This is a genomic window from Ruegeria sp. AF7, assembly GCF_056541885.1.
Genome location: NZ_JBQFYX010000001.1, coordinates 737,699 through 755,995, shown reverse-complemented (window position 1 = coordinate 755,995; position 18,297 = coordinate 737,699). Strand labels below are relative to the sequence as shown.

At 57.0% G+C, this 18,297-nt stretch carries 17 protein-coding genes and 1 pseudogene; 12 read left to right on the top strand and 6 right to left on the bottom strand.

Going from position 1 to position 18,297, the window contains the following annotated elements; all coding sequences use genetic code 11:
• The first annotated feature begins 292 nt into the window (after positions 1–292).
• Positions 293–1,837 carry a trimethylamine methyltransferase family protein gene (locus tag ACR0AP_RS03820; RefSeq protein ID WP_267366259.1) on the top strand — a complete coding sequence of 515 codons (1,545 nt, stop codon included), beginning with the start codon at positions 293–295 and terminating at the stop codon, positions 1,835–1,837.
• Here ACR0AP_RS03820 and ACR0AP_RS03815 read toward each other — a convergent pair whose 3' ends face one another.
• On the bottom strand, positions 1,838–2,137 hold the full coding sequence (locus tag ACR0AP_RS03815) for a DUF6477 family protein (protein ID WP_480505383.1): 300 nt from the start codon (positions 2,135–2,137) through the stop codon (positions 1,838–1,840).
• Positions 2,138–2,377: 240 nt separating this feature from the next.
• Between ACR0AP_RS03815 and ACR0AP_RS03810 the strand changes: the two genes are divergently transcribed.
• Positions 2,378–3,460, top strand: coding sequence for a DUF6456 domain-containing protein (locus ACR0AP_RS03810; protein WP_480505382.1), 1,083 nt, complete (start codon positions 2,378–2,380; stop codon positions 3,458–3,460).
• 50 nt (positions 3,461–3,510) lie between these two features.
• Here ACR0AP_RS03810 and ACR0AP_RS03805 read toward each other — a convergent pair whose 3' ends face one another.
• Positions 3,511–4,059, bottom strand: coding sequence for a peroxiredoxin (locus tag ACR0AP_RS03805; protein WP_209596075.1), 549 nt, complete (start codon positions 4,057–4,059; stop codon positions 3,511–3,513).
• A 261-nt stretch (positions 4,060–4,320) separates the two neighbouring features.
• On the opposite strand from ACR0AP_RS03805, the gene lipA reads away from it, so the two are divergent.
• Positions 4,321–5,271, top strand: a complete 951-nt coding sequence (lipA, locus tag ACR0AP_RS03800; RefSeq protein WP_209504088.1) for a lipoyl synthase — start codon at positions 4,321–4,323, stop codon at positions 5,269–5,271.
• Complete coding sequence (locus tag ACR0AP_RS03795) at positions 5,268–6,419, top strand: amidohydrolase (RefSeq protein ID WP_480505379.1); 1,152 nt, start codon at positions 5,268–5,270, stop codon at positions 6,417–6,419. The genes lipA and ACR0AP_RS03795 overlap by 4 nt, the downstream gene beginning before the upstream one ends.
• 185 nt (positions 6,420–6,604) lie before the next feature.
• Here ACR0AP_RS03795 and hpt read toward each other — a convergent pair whose 3' ends face one another.
• A complete protein-coding gene (gene hpt / locus ACR0AP_RS03790) occupies positions 6,605–7,147 on the bottom strand; it encodes a hypoxanthine phosphoribosyltransferase (protein WP_209504085.1) in 543 nt (180 codons plus the stop codon).
• Between the two features lie 72 nt (positions 7,148–7,219).
• Here hpt and ACR0AP_RS03785 point away from each other — a divergent pair, with 72 nt between their 5' ends.
• A complete protein-coding gene (locus ACR0AP_RS03785) occupies positions 7,220–7,666 on the top strand; it encodes a type II toxin-antitoxin system RatA family toxin (protein ID WP_480505818.1) in 447 nt (148 codons plus the stop codon).
• Between the two features lie 37 nt (positions 7,667–7,703).
• Entirely contained in the window at positions 7,704–8,996 is a 1,293-nt protein-coding gene (locus ACR0AP_RS03780) for an MmgE/PrpD family protein (protein ID WP_480505377.1), read from the top strand.
• Here ACR0AP_RS03780 and pyrC read toward each other — a convergent pair.
• Positions 8,993–10,030: a dihydroorotase gene (gene pyrC / locus ACR0AP_RS03775; protein WP_480505376.1), complete on the bottom strand. Its 1,038-nt coding sequence runs from the start codon at positions 10,028–10,030 to the stop codon at positions 8,993–8,995. The two genes, ACR0AP_RS03780 and pyrC, sit on opposite strands and share 4 nt — an antisense overlap.
• 163 nt (positions 10,031–10,193) lie before the next feature.
• Here pyrC and ACR0AP_RS03770 point away from each other — a divergent pair, with 163 nt between their 5' ends.
• The gene (locus ACR0AP_RS03770) at positions 10,194–11,102 is read left to right on the top strand and encodes an AAA family ATPase (protein ID WP_480481163.1); all 909 of its coding nucleotides are present in this window, start codon (positions 10,194–10,196) and stop codon (positions 11,100–11,102) included.
• 58 nt (positions 11,103–11,160) lie between these two features.
• A pseudogene (locus ACR0AP_RS03765) lies at positions 11,161–12,419 on the top strand (vWA domain-containing protein).
• A 4-nt stretch (positions 12,420–12,423) separates the two neighbouring features.
• Here the strand turns inward: ACR0AP_RS03765 and ACR0AP_RS03760 are convergent.
• A complete protein-coding gene (locus ACR0AP_RS03760) occupies positions 12,424–12,930 on the bottom strand; it encodes a hypothetical protein (protein WP_480505374.1) in 507 nt (168 codons plus the stop codon).
• 224 nt (positions 12,931–13,154) lie between these two features.
• Here ACR0AP_RS03760 and ACR0AP_RS03755 point away from each other — a divergent pair, with 224 nt between their 5' ends.
• Both ACR0AP_RS03755 and ACR0AP_RS03750 read left to right on the top strand, forming a co-directional pair.
• A complete protein-coding gene (locus ACR0AP_RS03755) occupies positions 13,155–14,123 on the top strand; it encodes an XdhC family protein (RefSeq protein WP_480505372.1) in 969 nt (322 codons plus the stop codon).
• Entirely contained in the window at positions 14,120–15,121 is a 1,002-nt protein-coding gene (locus tag ACR0AP_RS03750; RefSeq protein ID WP_480505369.1) for a molybdopterin-binding protein, read from the top strand. Before ACR0AP_RS03755 ends, ACR0AP_RS03750 begins: the two co-directional genes overlap by 4 nt.
• Positions 15,122–15,164: 43 nt before the next feature.
• Here the strand turns inward: ACR0AP_RS03750 and ACR0AP_RS03745 are convergent, their stop codons facing one another.
• The gene (locus ACR0AP_RS03745; RefSeq protein ID WP_480505367.1) at positions 15,165–16,064 is read right to left on the bottom strand and encodes a MurR/RpiR family transcriptional regulator; all 900 of its coding nucleotides are present in this window, start codon (positions 16,062–16,064) and stop codon (positions 15,165–15,167) included.
• A gap of 86 nt (positions 16,065–16,150) precedes the next feature.
• On the opposite strand from ACR0AP_RS03745, the gene ACR0AP_RS03740 reads away from it, so the two are divergent.
• Both ACR0AP_RS03740 and ACR0AP_RS03735 read left to right on the top strand, forming a co-directional pair.
• On the top strand, positions 16,151–16,924 hold the full coding sequence (locus ACR0AP_RS03740) for a beta-keto acid cleavage family enzyme (RefSeq protein ID WP_480505366.1): 774 nt from the start codon (positions 16,151–16,153) through the stop codon (positions 16,922–16,924).
• A complete protein-coding gene (locus ACR0AP_RS03735; RefSeq protein ID WP_480505364.1) occupies positions 16,921–18,237 on the top strand; it encodes an aspartate aminotransferase family protein in 1,317 nt (438 codons plus the stop codon). The genes ACR0AP_RS03740 and ACR0AP_RS03735 overlap by 4 nt, the downstream gene beginning before the upstream one ends.
• Positions 18,238–18,297: the final 60 nt, after the last annotated feature.

Genomic DNA, 18,297 nt, shown 5'->3' with positions numbered 1-18,297 from the left:
GCAAGCCTGCACATTTCGCAAGAGCGAGGTCCGATTCCGGCGCGGGATTCGATGAAGATCGCCACACAGGCCTTCGGCACTCGTGTTTCCCGCCGTTCGTGATCCGAAGTAGACAGGTGCGGTAACAATTGGGCCGCACTTTCCAAAATCCGATTATCCCCAATGGCAGCCCGTTGGCGGGATTGCAGAACGGCAATGTCGCTTTTTCCCCCAACGTGCCGCAATCCCTATGCTTGCGTTCCGGCAAACCTGTATCAAACGCTCAATCTAACCAACAACACGGGATCTTCTCATGACCGAGGCAAACACCCGGCGCAGGGCGAGAGGTGGCGGTGGCGCTGCCCGCCGTGCCGAGCGGACTGCAGTTCGTATCGAGACCGCGAAATACATCGAACGCAACATTCCGAACTTCGAAATCCTCAATGAAGAGGCACTGGAGATCATCGAAAACAATGCGGAAACCGTGTTGGAAGAGATCGGTGTTAACTTTGTTGATAACCCTGCCGCTCTGGAACGCTGGCGCGACGCTGGCGCGGATATCGACGGTGAACGCGTGCGCATTCCGCGTGGCCTGGCTCGTGAGCTGATCAAAACTGCGCCCAGCGAGTTTACCCAACATGCCCGCAACCCCGAGAAATCGGTCGTAATCGGTGGCCGAAACATGGTTCTGGCCCCGGTTTACGGCCCTCCTTTCGTGCGCGATGCACAGGGCGGCCGTCGTTACGCGACGATGGACGACTTCAACAAGTTCGTGAAACTCGCCTATATGTCCAAGTGGTTGCACCATTCGGGCGGCACGGTGTGTGAACCGACCGACATTCCGGTGAACAAGCGCCATCTGGACATGTTGAAGGCGCACATGACCCTGTCGGATAAGCCTTTCATGGGTTCTGTGACCGATCCCAGCCGGGCTCAGGATTCGGTCGAAATGTGCGAAATCCTGTTCGGCAAGGAGTTCGTTCAGCAAAACACGGTGATGACGTCGCTGACCAACATCAACTCGCCGATGACATTCGACGATGTGATGATGGGCTCGCTGGAAGTCTATGCACGTAACAATCAGGCCTGCATCATCTCGCCCTTTATTGTGGGCGGCGCGATGGCGCCGGTCTCGGTGGCCGGTACTTTGACACAGGTTCTGGCCGAGGTTCTTGCCGGTGTGGCGTACAGCCAGATCGTCCGTCCCGGTGCACCCGCGATCTTTGGTGCATTCGTGACTTCGATCGACATGAATTCTGGTGCGCCGACCTTCGGAACACCAGAAGCTGCGCATATCACCTATGGCGCGGGTCAACTGGCGCGGCGTCTGAACTTGCCCTATCGGTCCGCAGGATCGTTCTGTGGCTCGAAACTTCCGGATGCGCAGGCGGCTTATGAAACAGCGAACTCGCTGAATATGGGACTGTTGGCTGGCGTGAACTTCATGTTGCATGCCTGCGGCTGGCTGGAAGGCGGCCTGGTGGCCGACTTCGAGAAATTCGTTATGGATGCCGACCAGTTGGGTGTTTTGCATTCGCTGGCCAAGGGCGTGGCCTATGACGAAAACGCGCAGGCCATGGATGCGATCCGGGAAGTTGGCCCGGGCGGGCATTACCTAGGATGTGCCCACACGCAGGCGAACTTCAAGGAATCGTTCTGGAAGTCCGATCTGCTGGACTACAAGCCATATGAAACCTGGCAGGAAGAAGGCGCACGTGATACGCGGGCTCTGGCCTCTGCGCGGGTTGAACACCTGCTGGCAAATTACCAGCAACCGCATATGGAACCGGATACAGCCGCAGCGCTGGAAGCCTATATCGCCGAGAAAAAGGCCTCCATGCCGGATGCGTTCTCCTGATTACTGAAGGACCGGGGCGCGGCTGGCCTGATACAGCCGCGCCTCACCCAACAGCGCGATAAGAATGTCGAGATGTCGGACCAGAGAGTATGCGGCATCATCTTCTTTGCGCAGTTCATTCACCTCTTTTTCCATCTCAATCAGACGCAGCAGGGCTTGACCTGAACCCGGCAAGGACTCGTATCCCAGAATACGTTGCAGATGCCTGTCCCGGTTGTACTCCCTCGCTCCGAAATTGGCGGCTCTCGCCAACATGCGTGGGCGGTGAAGCATTGAGATCATTGTCATCAGGTCCTGCATCTTATGTGTCCTGTGTCTGAGGTTTACGGGACCATTAAATGCACAACCTAAGCGGGTGTTGCCTTCGTGACAGCCTCTCCGAACGATGGTTTCACGACTGTTTATCTTTTTGAATCAAATCTGGTTCGTGCCTTGTGTGGTTAACGAACGAGTAACGAATGGGCCTCTAGTTAGATTTGGTTAACCGGCTATCCGAGGGCGATAAGTGACATTTTGTTTTGTCGACGAGGGCAAATAATCATGGAAAACAACATGGCTTTCACCATTCCGGCATGGGTTCCAGAGGGGGCGCAAAGATACCTTGCTCATACCGAAAACGGACGCTCGATCCGCGATATCGCGAGATCGGCAGGCTGCCATGCGTCAACCATCCTCCGGCAAATCCGGCGTATCGAGATGCGCCGCGACGATCCTTTGGTGGATGCCGCGTTGCAATCGCTGGCAGAAACACATTTTTCCATGTCCGACGACACAAACGGGGCGGCCGCGATCGCGGATGAAACAGCCCAGGAAGAGGCGTTCGAAAGAGAGGCATTGCGCATTTTGCGCCGCCTGAGTGAGACGGGTTCGGTTCTTGCCGTGGCTGAAGAGATGGACAAAGCGGTAGTCGTTCGTGACACCTGCAATGCCGGAGCCACCAGAACCGCAGTCGTCGATTGCGAGATCGCTCAGGCTCTGGCCTTAAAGGACTGGATTTCCTGCGATAATCCCGGTCGAATATCGCGGTACAGGATTTCCGCAGCAGGCCGAACGGCCCTGAGCCACCTGATCGCAAAAGCGGAAAACAAGGCGCGTGTGGGAACCGAAGTCGGCTTTGCCGAAACTCAGTCGTTGTTTCAGGTAAAAACATCGGGTGGGGCGACAGACCGGATCAGGCGCATTCGCTATAGTGCCACGGAAAGCCCGTTGGTTGCCCTTGCACGCAGACGCGACCGCGATGGCAAGCCTTTTCTGGATGAATCGCTTGTCAGCGCCGGAGAGCGTTTGCGCGAAGATTTCGAGTTGGCGCAGATTGGCCCTCAGGTTTCACAGAATTGGGAGCGGTTTCTAACGGCTGGTAGCTGCGGCAGTTATGACAGTGAAAGCCACGGAGGAAAGGGGTCATCCGACGCGCGGGACCGCGTGGCGCGGGCCTTGTCTGATCTTGGCCCCGGACTAAGTGACGTTGCCCTGCGGTGCTGTTGCTATCTCGAAGGGTTGGAACTGGCGGAAAAACGCATGGGCTGGTCAGCACGATCCGGAAAGATTGTTCTGCGGATCGCGTTACAGCGGCTGAAGCGCCACTATCAGGATCAGGCTGAACGCGACCGCATGATAGGCTGAAGGCACAAAAAAGGCCCGTCAAAACGGGCCTTTATTCGTCTTGTTAATACTCAGGCCAGTTCGGGCTCTGCTGTTGCCTGAAGGTGTTTCATCAGGTTTTCGGGCGAAGACACGCCATAGGGATCTTCGGGGCAGTTATCCATCAGGCCAGGTTCTTCGAACCACGCTTCGACAACGCCGTCGTTTACGATGGCCGCATAGCGCCATGACCGCATGCCAAAGCCCAGATTGTCCTTGTCAACCAACATACCCATTTTGCGGGTGAACTCGCCAGATCCATCGGGAATGACCTTGACGTTGGTCAGACCCTGATCTTGGGCCCATTTGTTCATCACAAAGCTGTCGTTGACAGACATGCAATAGATTTCATCGACACCCCGGGCAATGAAATCGTCATACCCGTTTTCAAAGCCGGGCAGTTGATATGTCGAGCAGGTGGGCGTGAACGCGCCGGGCAACGAGAACAGGATCACGCGTTTTCCGGCAAAATAGTCAGCGGTGGTCTTGTCTTCCCAACGGAACGGGTTTGGTCCTTCGACTGAGTCATCGCGGACACGGGTGTGAAAGGTCACGTTGGGCAGTATTGCGCCGGATTTCATGGTCAAGCTCCTGTGATTCACCTGTGGTTTTGCCGTGGCTTAAAACAGTTCTAAACTGCCTTCAATCGACGAAATGCCGCATTCTGAATTAATAATTTATTCTCATTAGGCATTGAAAACATGCGGTAAAACGGGAATTTGCAATCGCGTTCTTGCTCATGCGCGGTGGCGTTGCATAGCGGCTATGCGCCACTGGTGTAACACTGCACATCTGTCTATGTTATGAGCGACAAGATTGACCCAAAGTCAGGAATACTGCCCGTGCGAGATCTGAAGATCCCCGAACAGCGCCACCCGGAGAAAGCGCACCGCCCAGATAATGCGCAGCCCAAGAAACCGAACTGGATCAGGGTCAAGGCACCCGGCGGCAAAGGCTATGCAGATACGCGCCGGATCATGCGCGATAACAATCTGGTCACCGTCTGCGAAGAGGCGGGATGCCCCAATGTCGGCGAATGCTGGAGCCAGGGCCACGCCACTATGATGATCATGGGCGAGATCTGTACTCGTGGCTGCACATTCTGCAATATCGCTACTGGCCGCCCGGACGACCTTGACGCCTTTGAACCCGGCCGGGTGGCACATGCGGTCGAAAAACTTGGCCTGAACCATGTGGTTATCACCTCGGTCGACAGGGATGATCTGAGCGATGGCGGAGCCGAGCATTTTGCGCAGACCATCCGCGCGGTGCGGCACCGCTCTCCCAAAACCACGATCGAGATTCTGACGCCCGATTTTCTGAAATGCGATGCGGATGTTCTGGAAATTGTGGTCCAGGCAAAGCCGGATGTCTTCAATCACAATCTGGAAACAGTACCGGGTCTGTACCCCGAGGTTCGCCCCGGCGCGCGGTACTTCCATTCCCTGCGTCTATTGCAGCGGGTGAAAGAGCTTGATCCGTCGATCTTTACCAAGTCCGGTATCATGGTTGGGCTTGGCGAAAACGAACAGCAGGTGCGTCAGGTCATGGATGACATGCGCGCGGCGGATATCGATTTTCTGACAATTGGCCAGTATCTGCAACCGACACCGAAACACCATGGCGTTGATCGTTTCGTAACACCCGAAGAGTTCGCGTCTTACGAAAAGGCGGCTTACGGCAAAGGCTTTCTGATGGTATCCGCGACACCTTTGACCCGGTCTTCTTATCATGCAGGTGATGATTTTGCCCGGCTGCGCGCGGCGCGTCTAGAAAAGCTACAAAAAGCGTGACGCCGGACCAGAGCGCGCGACTGACCCTTCTGCGCCACGAGTTGCATCAACATCCTGAACTTTCGGGGCAAGAAAAGAATACCGCGGCGCGGGTGGCTGAATTTCTGCGCGACGCTGGTGCTGACCACGTCATGACCGGAATAGGTGGGCACGGGATCGCTGCTGTTTTCGAAAGTGGCCAACCCGGTCCCACGCTGGGCATTCGCTGCGAAATGGATGGGCTGCCGATCCAGGAGTTGGCGAACCATTCCCATGTATCACAGGTCGCGGGCAAAGGGCATTTGTGCGGCCACGACGGGCATATGACAATGGTTCTGGGCGTGGCAGACGTGTTGAATCATCAACGCCCCAAGAAGGGCCGCGTCGTATTGATCTTCCAGCCAGCCGAAGAGACCGGCCATGGTGCAATCGCTTTCCGAGCTGATCCCCAATACGCCGAGGCTGCGCCCGACCTGGTGTTGTCTTTGCACAACTTACCGGGATTGGAGTTGGGGGCGGTCGAAATTTGCAGCGGTTCTGCCAATTGTGCCTCACGCGGGATGCAGATTGTTCTGACCGGAAAGACGTCACATGCTGCCGCTCCGCAAGATGGGGTGTCACCTGCCGGTGCGCTGGCACGCCTGATGCCGGCTTTGACCGTGTTAGGGGACGGCGGGGATCTGAATGACGGCTACGCGTTGACGACCGTCACACATGCCACGTTGGGTGAGCGCACGGTCGGAGTAGCACCGGGGCGGGCCGAGCTATGGGTGACACTTCGCACGGTCACAGACGCGCGAATGGTGCAGCTGATCAGCGACGCTGAATCGTTGGTCCGTGAAATGGCCAAAGCCGAAGGACTGGCGGTCGAAATCAGTTATGACGAAGTGTTTGAGGCTTGTGCCAATCACCCGGAAGCAGTCTCGATCCTGTACACGGCCTGCACGGAGCAGGGCGTTGCTTGCAGGTTTGTCGATCAGCCACAGCGGTTTTCAGAAGATTTCGGCCAGTTTGGAAAAAGTGCGAAGGCCGCCATGTTCTGGTTGGGGTCGGGGAGCGACCATCCCCAGTTGCACAACCCGGACTATGACTTCCCGGATGCGCTTATCCCGATTGGGACCGGGATATTTCTTAAGGCCATAGAATCTATGCTCGGAAAAGCCATCTAGGGGCTAATTTTTCATTTTTATTAATAATTACAAGAGGTTGGGGCGAAGTATTCGTACAGCGCGACGTCAACTTTTTCTTCAGTTCAACCATGCTGTTGGTTGGACTGTGACAGATTCTTTATAGTAATCGAAAGAGTTACAACTCGGGTGTCTGGCCCGAAAGGAGCGGCAAATTGCCCGCTCAGCTATTCGTCTGTAAAGCGGACTTTGCCAATATAGGGCAGGTTGCGATTGCGTTGGGCGTAGTCAATTCCATATCCCACGACAAATTCGTCTGGAATCTCAAACCCGATCCAGTCTGATCGGAAATCCACTTCACGGCGGCTCGGCTTATCCAGCAGGGCAATGGATTTCAGGCGCGCGGGGTTACGGCTTTGCAGCAACTTGGTGACATGGTTCAACGTATGACCGGTGTCAACGATATCCTCGACAACCAGCACGTCGCGCCCTTCAATTGCGCCGCGCAAGTCTTTGAGAATACGAACTTCCCGGCTGCTCTCCATCGCGTCTCCGTAAGAAGAAGCTTCAAGGAAATCCACTTCGATCGGAAGGTCAAGTTCGCGCACAAGGTCGGCGATGAATACAAAGCTGCCGCGCAGCAGACCCACGACCACCAGCTTGTCGGTGTCTTTGAACTCTGCCGAAATGTCGCGACACAGCTCCTCGATTCGAGCAGCGATGGCCTTTGCCGAGATCATCTCATCTATCATATATGCGCGGTCAGTCATCGCAGCCCCCTTGATCTTTGGCGCGCAACATACGACATGACGCGCCATTGTCACCTGCAAATACCGGACGCCATGCCTATCCATTCGGAAACCCGCCACCTGCCTTATACAGCCCAGCAGATGTACGACTTGGTTGCCGACGTGGCCAAGTACCCCCAATTTCTGCCGTGGTGCGCGGCTGCCCGTATTCGCAAAACCTATGAGCTGGGTGAGGCTGAAGTGATGGAGGCTGATCTGGTCATCTCGTTCAAGGTGTTCCGCGAACGTTTTGGCAGCAAAGTAACCCTGTTTGCGGATCAAAAGAAAATCGACACCGAATACCTGGACGGCCCCTTCAAATACATGAAATCCGACTGGCAGTTCGAGGACGCGCCTGATGGGGGTTGCAACGTCTCGTTCCATGTGGACTTCGAATTCAAGAATGCCATCCTGCAAGGGATTATCGGCGTGGTATTCAACGAAGCCATGCATCGGATCGTGCGCGCGTTTGAGGCGCGCGCGCAACAACTCTACAGCTAGGTCTTTACCCTTGTCAGGCGCACGCTAGACTACGCGCATGACGGAATTTACTGCATCATTGGCCGCTTTTGCGGCAGGCCCGGTTTCGACGTCGTCTCAGGCAAGAATCGTCACGTCGCTTTCTGTTCTTGACTGGGTCGCTGTGGGCCGGGCAGGCGCGCGCGAACCTGTCTCAATCACGGTTCGTGACATGATACTGTCCGAGGGCGGGAACCCTCAGGCGCATCTCTTTGGCGGCGGCTCGGCGCCGCTGCGTGGTGCTGCGTTGGTCAATGGCACGGTGTCTCACGCGCTGGATTACGATGACACGCATTTCGCCCATATCGGACATCCTTCCGTCGCCATTTTGCCCGCAGCCCTTGCGGTGGCCGAATGGGATGATCGTATTCTTGTCGATATGCTCGAAGCCGCTTTGGTGGGTATGGAAACCTCAATCCGAGTTGGCTTGTGGCTGGGGCGCGGCCACTATCAGGCAGGATTTCACCAGACGGCAACATCCGGTGCCTTTGGGGCGGCTGTCGCTGTCGGTCGTTTGCTGGGTTTTGACGCAAACCAGATGCGAATGGTTCTGGGTCTGACGGCAACGCGTGCGGCAGGGCTGAAGGCGCAGTTCGGAACCATGGGCAAGCCGTATAACGCCGGACTTGCCGCCTCGGCAGGGGTCGAGACAGCATTGCTGGTGCAGCGCGGTTTTCAGGCCAACGCCGACGCGCTGGAAGGTCCTTTTGGGTTTGGCGCAACGCATCAAGGCGCGGCAGACCAAACTGCTCTGGATGGGGTGGGTAATGAATGGCTGTTTGAAACGGTCAGCCACAAGTTTCACGCCTGTTGCCACGGTCTTCACGCCGCGTTGGAAGCCGCGCGGGAGTTGGACATAGCAGAACCCGAGGTCGCCGAGATCCAGATAAAAACGCATCCGCGCTGGATGAGTGTGTGCAATCAGCTGTCACCGACAACCGGACTGGGGGCCAAGTTTTCCTATCGGACAGTGATCGCGATGCAGGCGCTGGGATATGATACGGCTTTGCCAGGCAGTTTCACTGACAAGGTCTGCCTTGACCCGCGTGTTACGTCTTTGCGCGACCGCATCACGGTCGAGGCAGATGACAGCCTGTCAGAAACGCAGGCGCGTCTGTCCCTGCTGCGTCGCGATGGTATTCGCCGCGAAGCAACGCATGATCTGCTGAACCCAATATCGCTGTCTGACCGCGAGGATCGCGTGCGCGACAAAGCGACCAAGCTGATCGGCGCGGATGAGGCGGACACGATCTGGTCGATGCTGCGCACCGGGGGACGTGCTAGCGATTTGGCCGAACAAGTGGCGGGTTAAGCCACGCGCCAGTGCAACGGAAAGCCCGGGTCAAACACAGTGACCGGTCCATCGCCTGTGTCAATCTTTGAGGGATACGAAACGGGCTCACCCTTGGTCAGGGTGATCATCTCCTGGTTCACGGGCAAGCGATAGAAACCTGGCCCGTTGAGCGACACAAATCCTTCCAGCTTGTCCAAAGCACCTTCCCGGTCAAACATCTCGGCGACCAAAGACATAGTGTTGGTCGCTGTGAAACAACCGGCACAGCCACAAGCCATTTCCTTGTTTGCATCCGTGTGCGGGGCGCTGTCTGTACCCAAAAAAAACCGCGCATCGCCCGACGTTGCGGCGGTTAGCAGGGCCAGACGGTGTTCCTCGCGCTTGGCGACGGGAAGGCAATAGTAATGCGGTTTGATGCCACCAACCAAGATGTTGTTGCGGTTGATAATCAGGTGATGCGCCGTGATCGTTGCACCCAGATCAATCGCGTTGGCTTTGACATAATCCACACCATTGGACGTGGTGATATGTTCCATCACCACACGCAGGCCCGGTGTCGATCTGCGGATCGGATCCAGAACACGGTCGATGAACACGGCTTCACGGTCAAATATATCGATCTCGGGATCCGTCACCTCGCCATGTACGCACATGGGCAAGCCGATTTCGGCCATCTTCTCAAGCACCGGGCGCACTTTGTCGAAATCGCGCACACCCGAGGCAGAGTTGGTCGTAGCCCCGGCAGGATACAGCTTGACGGCTTTGATCACACCGCTGGCATGGGCCGCTGCGACATCTGCGGCGTCTGTATCTTCGGTCAGATACAGGGTCATCAGCGGCTCGAACGTCATACCGTCGGGCAGGGCCGCCAGAATGCGGTCGCGATAAGCGGCGGCCTGATCGCCGCGCACAACCGGCGGCACTAGGTTCGGCATAATGATCGCACGGGCGAAATGGCGCGCGGTTTCGGGCAGAACGGCTTGTAGCATCGCGCCATCGCGCAGATGCAGGTGCCAGTCGTCGGGGCGGTGGAGCGTAAGGGTGTCGGTCATGGCCTTCCGCTAGCATAGCTGTTGCGAAAGACCAACTGCGTCCGCGCAAGCCACAAAGAAAATCTTGTCAACCGACCTGAACGTCGTAGCCCCGACCAAGGTTGAGGCCTTGACGGCCAGACGGTTGCATGACCTGTTTATCCCTAAAGCAGAGAGGGGTTCCATGACACAGCCAGTTTCCATCGATGCCGTGCAGCAGATGCTGGGTCGTCAGGGCTATGTCTGTGGTCGCGCCCTTGCGACGGTTGTGTTCCTGTCGCTGAAGCTTGGACGCCCGTTGTTTCTGGAAGGCGAGGCAGGGGTGGGAAAGACCGAGATCGCCAAGGCTCTGGCATCCGGGTTGAACCGGCGCCTGATCCGTCTGCAATGCTACGAAGGTCTGGATGCGTCTTCTGCCGTTTACGAATGGAACTTTCCGGCGCAGATGGTCGCGATCCGAACGGCCGAGGCCGCGGGTGGGGCCGACCGGGGCGCGTTGCAGGCGGAACTGTTTTCGGATGAATACCTGATCGAACGCCCCTTGTTGCAGGCAATGCGCCCGGACGAAAATGGAGCGCCGGTTCTTCTGATCGACGAACTGGACCGGACCGATGAACCGTTCGAAGCCTTTCTACTGGAAGCTCTGAGTGATTTTCAGGTCACGATTCCTGAACTGGGCACTGTTGTAGCACCCGAACCACCGATTGTAATTGTCACGTCGAACCGGACCCGCGAAGTGCACGATGCCCTCAAGCGTCGCTGCCTGTATCACTGGGTTGATTATCCTGATTTCGAACGTGAGATCGAAATTCTGCATGCGCGCGCGCCTGAAGCTGCGGAAGGGCTTAGTCGCGAGGTTGTAGCCTTCGTTCAACGTTTGCGCACCGAGGATTTGTTCAAGAAACCCGGTGTGGCCGAGACCATCGACTGGGCGAAATGCCTGTTGGCGCTGGATGTGTTGAACCTCAGCCCCGAGGTGATCGGCGACACGCTGGGTGCGATCCTGAAATATCAGGACGACATTCAAAAACTTCAGGGGTCCGAGGCCAAACGCATCCTCGACGAGGCCAAGGCCACGCTCGAACCGGTCTGATGTTTCATCTTTTTCCAAATACTCCGGGGGTATGGGGGCAGAGCCCCCATAACGTCTGATGGCCGAACAACTTCCGCTGGATATCCCAGACAACCCAAAGCTGGCGCACAACATCACCCATTTTGCCCGCGCACTCAGAAAGGCTGGGCTGCCAATCGGACCCGGTCGTGTGATCGACGCAATTCGTGCGGTGCAGGCGGCAGGTTTTTCCGAGAAACAGGATTTCTATTGGACCTTACACGCCTGTTTCGTGAACCGCCCGGAACACCGCGTGGTTTTTGCGCAAGTCTTCCGAATGTACTGGCGAGATCCGCGTTACATGGAACACATGATGGCTATGATGCTTCCTGCAATTCGCGGCGTTCAGGAAGAACGCAAGGCCGATGCCGGTGAAAAGCGCGCAGCTGAGGCGCTGCTGGACGGGGTTGAGCGTGATTTGCCGGACGCTGCAGGACAAGGGGAAGACGAAACCGAGATCGAAATCGACGCAACCCAGACTGCATCGTCCGAGGAGCGGCTGCGCAATCTGGACTTCGAGCAGATGAGCACGGCCGAAATCGCGCAGGCCAAGCGCGTATTGGCGCGGATGACACTGCCAGTAAAGCCAATTGAATCACGCCGCGGGCAGACCAGCCATCTGGGGCACCGTATCGACCGTGCCCGCACCTTGCGCGCGGCCATGCGGCAAGGGGGTGAGTTGCGCGATATTGCCAGACTACAACCCAAACCGCGCTGGCCAAATCTTGTCACGCTTTGCGATATTTCCGGCTCGATGAGCCAGTACAGTCGGATCATCCTGCATTTCCTGCACACGGTATCGAACGCCAAGGGTGCGGGTTGGGCCAAGGTCCATGCCTTCACATTCGGCACACGCCTGACCAACATAACGCGCCACCTGCACCAACGGGATGTAGACGCGGCACTTGCCGCCGCAGGGGCCGAGGCGCAGGATTGGGAGGGCGGCACTCGCATCGGAGAGTGTCTGCATCAATTCAATCGGGACTGGTCACGCCGGGTGATGGGGCAAGGGGCGGTCGTTCTGCTGATCACCGACGGGCTCGAGCGGGGTGATCCCGAGCTCCTTAGGAAAGAGATCGAGCGTCTGCACCTTTCCTCAAAACGCCTGATCTGGCTGAATCCCTTGTTGCGTTGGGACGGGTTCGCGCCCAGGGCGCAAGGCGTCGCCGCGATGCTGCCGCATGTTGACAGTTTTCGCGCAGGGCATTCGATTGCCTCACTCGAAGACTTGGCCGCAGCGATTTCACAACCCGACGACAAGGGCAGAAAGCACGGCTGATGGCCGCGCTTTCCGACTAGCCGATTACGACAGTTGCTCTTCGTTGCACTTGCGGGCCATCTCCATGGCTTTGTAAGTGCCTGTCAGATCGACCGTGAAGGCATAGGATGTCTCGGGGAACACGATCATGACCTTTTTCTTTGCCAGATCATCCGCGAACTGAGGGCTGTCCGACAGGACATAACCACCGGAATAGCCTTTGGTGATGTTGCCTTTCATGCCGGTCGCTTCACCCAGATAGATGTTGTCGCCCAGCAGGATGGCGACTTCTTGCGTCTCGCCACGTTTGATATCGGTTTCAGCCTTGGTGAACACGCCGACATATCCCACACCGCGATCTTCGGTCAGACCCATCTGAACGACGTTTTCCGCATCATCAACGGCCTCGATCAGGCAGGATTTCTTTTCATTGTCGATGAAGACTTTCCAGCCTTCAACCTCTCCATAGCGTTGGAATGTGTCAGCCCACGCTGCGGTTGAAGTCAAAAGACCAACTGCCGCGCCCAGTGCAAGAATACGTTTCAACTGCATGTCTCCGATCTATGAATTGTTTGGTATGCAAGCCAGACCCGATGCCGGTTGCCTGTACAGGCTAGAACTCGGGTCACAAACAATCAATGCTATGATTTGTTGAATATCTTTCAGGCCGTGGCGTTGCCTAATGGGGTCCAATATAGACCTTTTGGTAAGCTTGGTGCGCTTTTCATCCCGCAAATCCCGCTTATGTTGGTGTAATAGGTCATCCAGAGGTTCCGATGAAGCGATTCGACAACAGTCCTGAAACGGCGCTTGACTGGCACCGCAGCGGGCGCGGCGCGGCGCTCGCTACAGTTGTCGAAACCTGGGGCAGTGCGCCGCGGCGGGTGGGATCCCAATTGGTGATTGGTGGCGATGGTCGGATCGAAGGTTCCGTTTCTGGCGGATGTGTCGAAGGTGCTGTTATCGTCGAGGCGCTTGAAGCCATTGACGAAGGCGAAGCGCGTTTGCTTGAATTCGGGGTCAGTGACGACGATGCCTTTGCGGTTGGTTTGGCTTGTGGGGGGACCATACGCATTCTTGTCGAACCCATAGGACAAGTCCTGCCCGAACCTATGTTGGCGGAACTGGTTGCCGCTCGGACCGCTCGTGCACCCATTGCCTACGAAGTCAATGTCGAGACCGGGCGCAGGGCGTTGCGCCGCAATGCTTATGCCGACAGGCTGCGCATGGATCGGTCAGGGTTCGAAGAAGATGGCCAGACCTTTGTCGCAGTGCACAACCCGCCGCTAAGGTTGCTGGTCGTTGGGGCGGTTCACATTGCGCAGGCTCTGGTGCCGATGGCGCGGATTGCGGGCTACGATCCAACCATCATCGACCCGCGTGACGCCTTCGCGTCCAGTGCGCGTTTTCCCGGCGAAACGATCCTGACGGATTGGCCGGATGAAGCCGTTGCGAATCTTGGACTGGACGCGCGGACCGCGATTGTCCTGCTGACACATGACCCAAAACTTGATGATCCGGCGCTACAAGCCGCATTGGACGCCGATGTGTTCTATATCGGTGCATTGGGGTCAACACGCACCCATGCCAAGCGCATTGAGCGTATGAAAGCGGCTGGTTTCACCGATGCGCAAATCTCTGGCATTCATGGGCCCATTGGCCTGGATATCGGGGCCGCCGGTCCCTCGGAAATCGCGGTTGCGATACTGGCGCAGATCACTGCAGTTCTTCGAGGGAAGGCATGAAATTTGGGCCTGTACCGGTCTCCCGGGCAGAAGGAGCTATTCTGGCGCATTCGGTTACAGCGGATGGGCGAAAGCTCCGCAAAGGGCTTGAATTGCGCGCGGAACATGTAGCGCAACTGGAAAAGGCTGGTTTAAGCGAGGTCATTGTTGCCCGGCTGGATACCGGTGATTGCCATGAAGATCAGGCGGCACGCAAACTGGCGTCTGCGCTGGCACCTGATCCAGCTTCAGCCAACTTGCGGGTAACCGAGGCTTTTACCGGGCGGGTAAATCTTTTGGCCGATGGGCCCGGGGTTGCCGTGCTTGATGTTCACGCACTTGAAATGTTCAATCAGGTCAATCCGATGATTACCGTTGCGACCGTTCCCCAGTACCAGCAAATGGGGGCGAACGGCATGGTGGCGACCATCAAGGTCATCTCATATGCCGTGCCAGAGGCTGATGTTCAGCGCGCCGCCGGGCTGGCAAAAGGAGCTGTGCGTTTGGCGCGGCCAGTTCATCGGACAGCCGGTCTTGTTGTCACGGAAATTCCCGGTGGGCCGCCGAACGAAAAGGGGATTGCCGCAATTCGGGGACGGGTCGAGGCATTGGGAATGGAGCTTTCGGAGGTGCAGATTGTTCCGCATCGAACGGATACTTTGACCAGCGCGATTTCTAAGGGGAAAGGTGATCTTCTGATGATATTGACGGGTTCGGCCACCTCGGACCCGAACGATGTCGCACCGTCGGCCGTTCGGCTGGCTGGCGGGACGATTGATCGCTTTGGTATGCCGGTTGATCCGGGAAACCTGCTGTTTCTGGGGGACCTGCAAGGCCGACCTGTGATCGGTTTGCCGGGATGCGCCCGCTCTCCGGCGTTGAATGGGGCGGATTGGGTGCTGTCGCGTGTCGCATGCGGGATTGAAACAACAGGCGCAGATATTGCCGGAATGGGGGTTGGCGGGTTGTTGAAGGAAATCCCGACCAGACCCCAGCCGCGAGCGAAACGAAACGACTGACCGCCGCCAAGGTCCGCTATATTGCGTATGTACTATTGATATTCTAGGGTTTTCTCATCCTTGGCAAAACGCCGGGCCGCCAATACGCGCCGGTGTCCTCCCGCGCTTTTTGAAACTGTTCGACCCTATCCCGTGCAGCTTCGCCCCCTGCATCAAAGAGATGACCGAGCAGGCATTCCAGAACCGCCATCGCGCCGGAAAAGCTTGAAAACGGATGTAATGTGCGGGTGCTGACGGGCAGAACCACATCCGGGTTGACGCCGGGGGCAATCACCTCGCTATCCGACAGCAGTACAATCTTTATGGCCCTGTCGCGGGCAAAGCGCATCGACTGGATCGTATCTGCGGAGTAGGGATGGACCGTGATGGCAAACAAACAATCCTCGGACGTGGCCTCGACCAGGTCATCGATGGCCGAGCCCATGTGCCGAGGTATCAGCTGTAATCCGGGATGGGCCATGCGCCCCGCGTAGTGAAAATAATAGGCCAGCGCATGACTGGACCTTGTGGCGGTCACATAACAGTGACGTGCAGACACCATGTATTCAACGGCACGCTTGGCCAAATTCGGCTCCATCAGACGCAGAGAGCGGGACACAACATTCATCTCATTGCGCGCGAATCTGGCCTGTGCGCCGTGGAAAGGGTCTTGTCCGGGTGATGTGGTTAGCCACCCATGACCTATCCTGTCTTCGCTGTCTGTTGTGAGGGCAAGGCGAAATGGGTGGCGGAAGGCGTCAAAACTGTCGAAACCCATACGCTGCGCCAGTCGAACAAGAACACTGGTGCTGATGCCGATCCGGTCAGCGGTCACCCGGACCGGGTTCAGGCCGAAATCACCGGGATGGTCGATGATATACTTCGCCGCGACTTGCATCTGCGCAGGCATCTCATCGATCTCGCGCCGAATTTGGCTGGTCAAGGCTGCAAGGGTGGGTGTCATGCAGAAAAGAAACATATGTTTTCTTTAGTGTAAATTGAAAACGTCATCCAGCGACTCTAACTGAGGGCAAAGACTTGGGTGGTGCTATGACATCAAAAACAACTGACAGCTTGGACAGGCCCTACATTCTGGTTGCGCCAAACGGCGCCCGGCGGAGCGCGTTGGATCATCCCGCCTTACCGCTCAGGATTGATCAGATCGTCACGTCAGCACGGGATTGTCATGCTGCGGGTGCGGACGGGTTGCATCTGCATATTCGAGATGCAGACGGACTGCATTCACTGGACGCCGGATTGTACCGGGAAACGCTTGCGGGATTGCAGCGCGAGGTTCCAGGAATGGAGCTACAGATCACGACCGAAGCAGCCGGGCAGTTCGACGTAGCATCGCAACTGGACTGTTTGCAAAAGGTGCGACCTGAATGGGCCTCAATCTCGGTGCGTGAAATCGCGCGCGACCTGAACCTTGCGCCCAGGGTCTATGCACAATGCGCGGATCAGGGCACGCGGGTTCAACATATACTGTATGATGCTGACGATGCACGACTACTGGACCATTGGCGCGCTCAGGGCATCGTACAGGCGGATCAGACAGACCGTTTGCTTGTTCTGGGGCGATACAGCGATGGCCAGCAATCTATGCCAGCCGATCTCGAGGCTTTTCCAAAAAGCCCGGCTCGTTGGATGGTGTGCGCCTTTGGAGCGCAAGAACATGCCTGTCTGGCCGAGGCTGCACGACGCGGTGGTGACGTGCGGGTTGGTTTTGAAAACAGTCTGACGGGGGCCGATGGCAGACCGTGGACAGATAACGCGGCTTCGGTCGCAGCATTAGTCGAATTGCTTGGAAGGGCACAGAAATGAGTCATGTTTTCCCACGTCACACGAAATCGGACCTCCCTGTCGCGGTTGGTGGCGATGGCTGTTATCTAATTGATGCAGAGGGCAAGCGTTACCTGGATTGCGGTGATGCGGCGGTGTCTTGTTTGGGCCATTCGAATCAGGCCGTGATCCAAGCGGTACAGCAACAGGTAGAACAGATCGCTTATGCACATACCGGCTTCATGACATCGGAACCGGCCGAGGCTTTGGCTGAATTGTTGATCCGGCACGCGCCGGGGGATCTGGACCGGGTGTATTTTGTTTCGGGCGGGTCCGAGGCGACCGAAGCGGCAATCAAACTGGCGCGCCAATACTTTCTAGAAATCGGACAACCTGAACGCCGTCACGTTATCGCGCGAAAGCAAAGCTATCATGGCAACACTTTAGGGGCTTTGTCCGCTGGGGGTAACGTATGGAGACGGGCGCAATTCGCCCCGATGCTGATCGAGATGACCCATATCTCAGCCTGCTACGAGTATGCCGAAAAACCGGAAGACGAGAGCAGCTTTGACTATGGCCAGCGTGTGGCGAATGAGCTGGAATCTGAAATCCTGCGGCTGGGTCCCGATACGGTCATGGCATTTATGGCCGAACCAGTGGTTGGGGCCACCCTTGGCGCGGTCCCGGCGGTTGAAGGGTACTTCAAGCGTATTCGCGAGATCTGCGACCACTATGGTGTGTTGCTGACTTTGGATGAGGTGATGTGCGGTATGGGCCGAACCGGTCACATGTTTGCCTGCGATAATGACGGCATCGCGCCAGATATTCTATGTATTGCCAAGGGGTTGGGGGCCGGATATCAACCAATCGGAGCTATGCTGTGCACCGGCAAAATCTATGACGCGATCCGCGACGGATCAGGGTTTTTCCAGCATGGGCACACCTATGTCGGTCATCCGGTCGCCACAGCCGCCGCATTGGCGGTAGTCCGTGAGTTGACCGAACGGGAATTACCGGCGCGTGCCGGGGTCATGGGCAACAAGCTGCAATCCGCCCTCGAGGCTGCATTCGGACAGCACCCGAACGTGGGAGATATCCGTGGGCGCGGGTTGTTCCGTGGTGTTGAACTGGTCGCTGACCGTGACACCAAGGCACCCTTTGATCCATCACGTGGCATCGCAGGAAAGGTGAAAAAGGCAGCGCTGGCCGAAGGGTTGATTTGCTATCCCATGGCTGGCACGCGGGATGGCCGGAATGGCGATCATGTCCTGCTGGCGCCGCCCTTTATCATCGAGGAGGCCCAGATTGAGGAGCTAGTACAAAAACTTGGTCGCGCATTGGCTGTTGCTATCTAGCACCGTGAGAACAAAAAAGGCTCTCGCTAAATCAGCGAGAGCCCTTAGTCTTTCAACTGG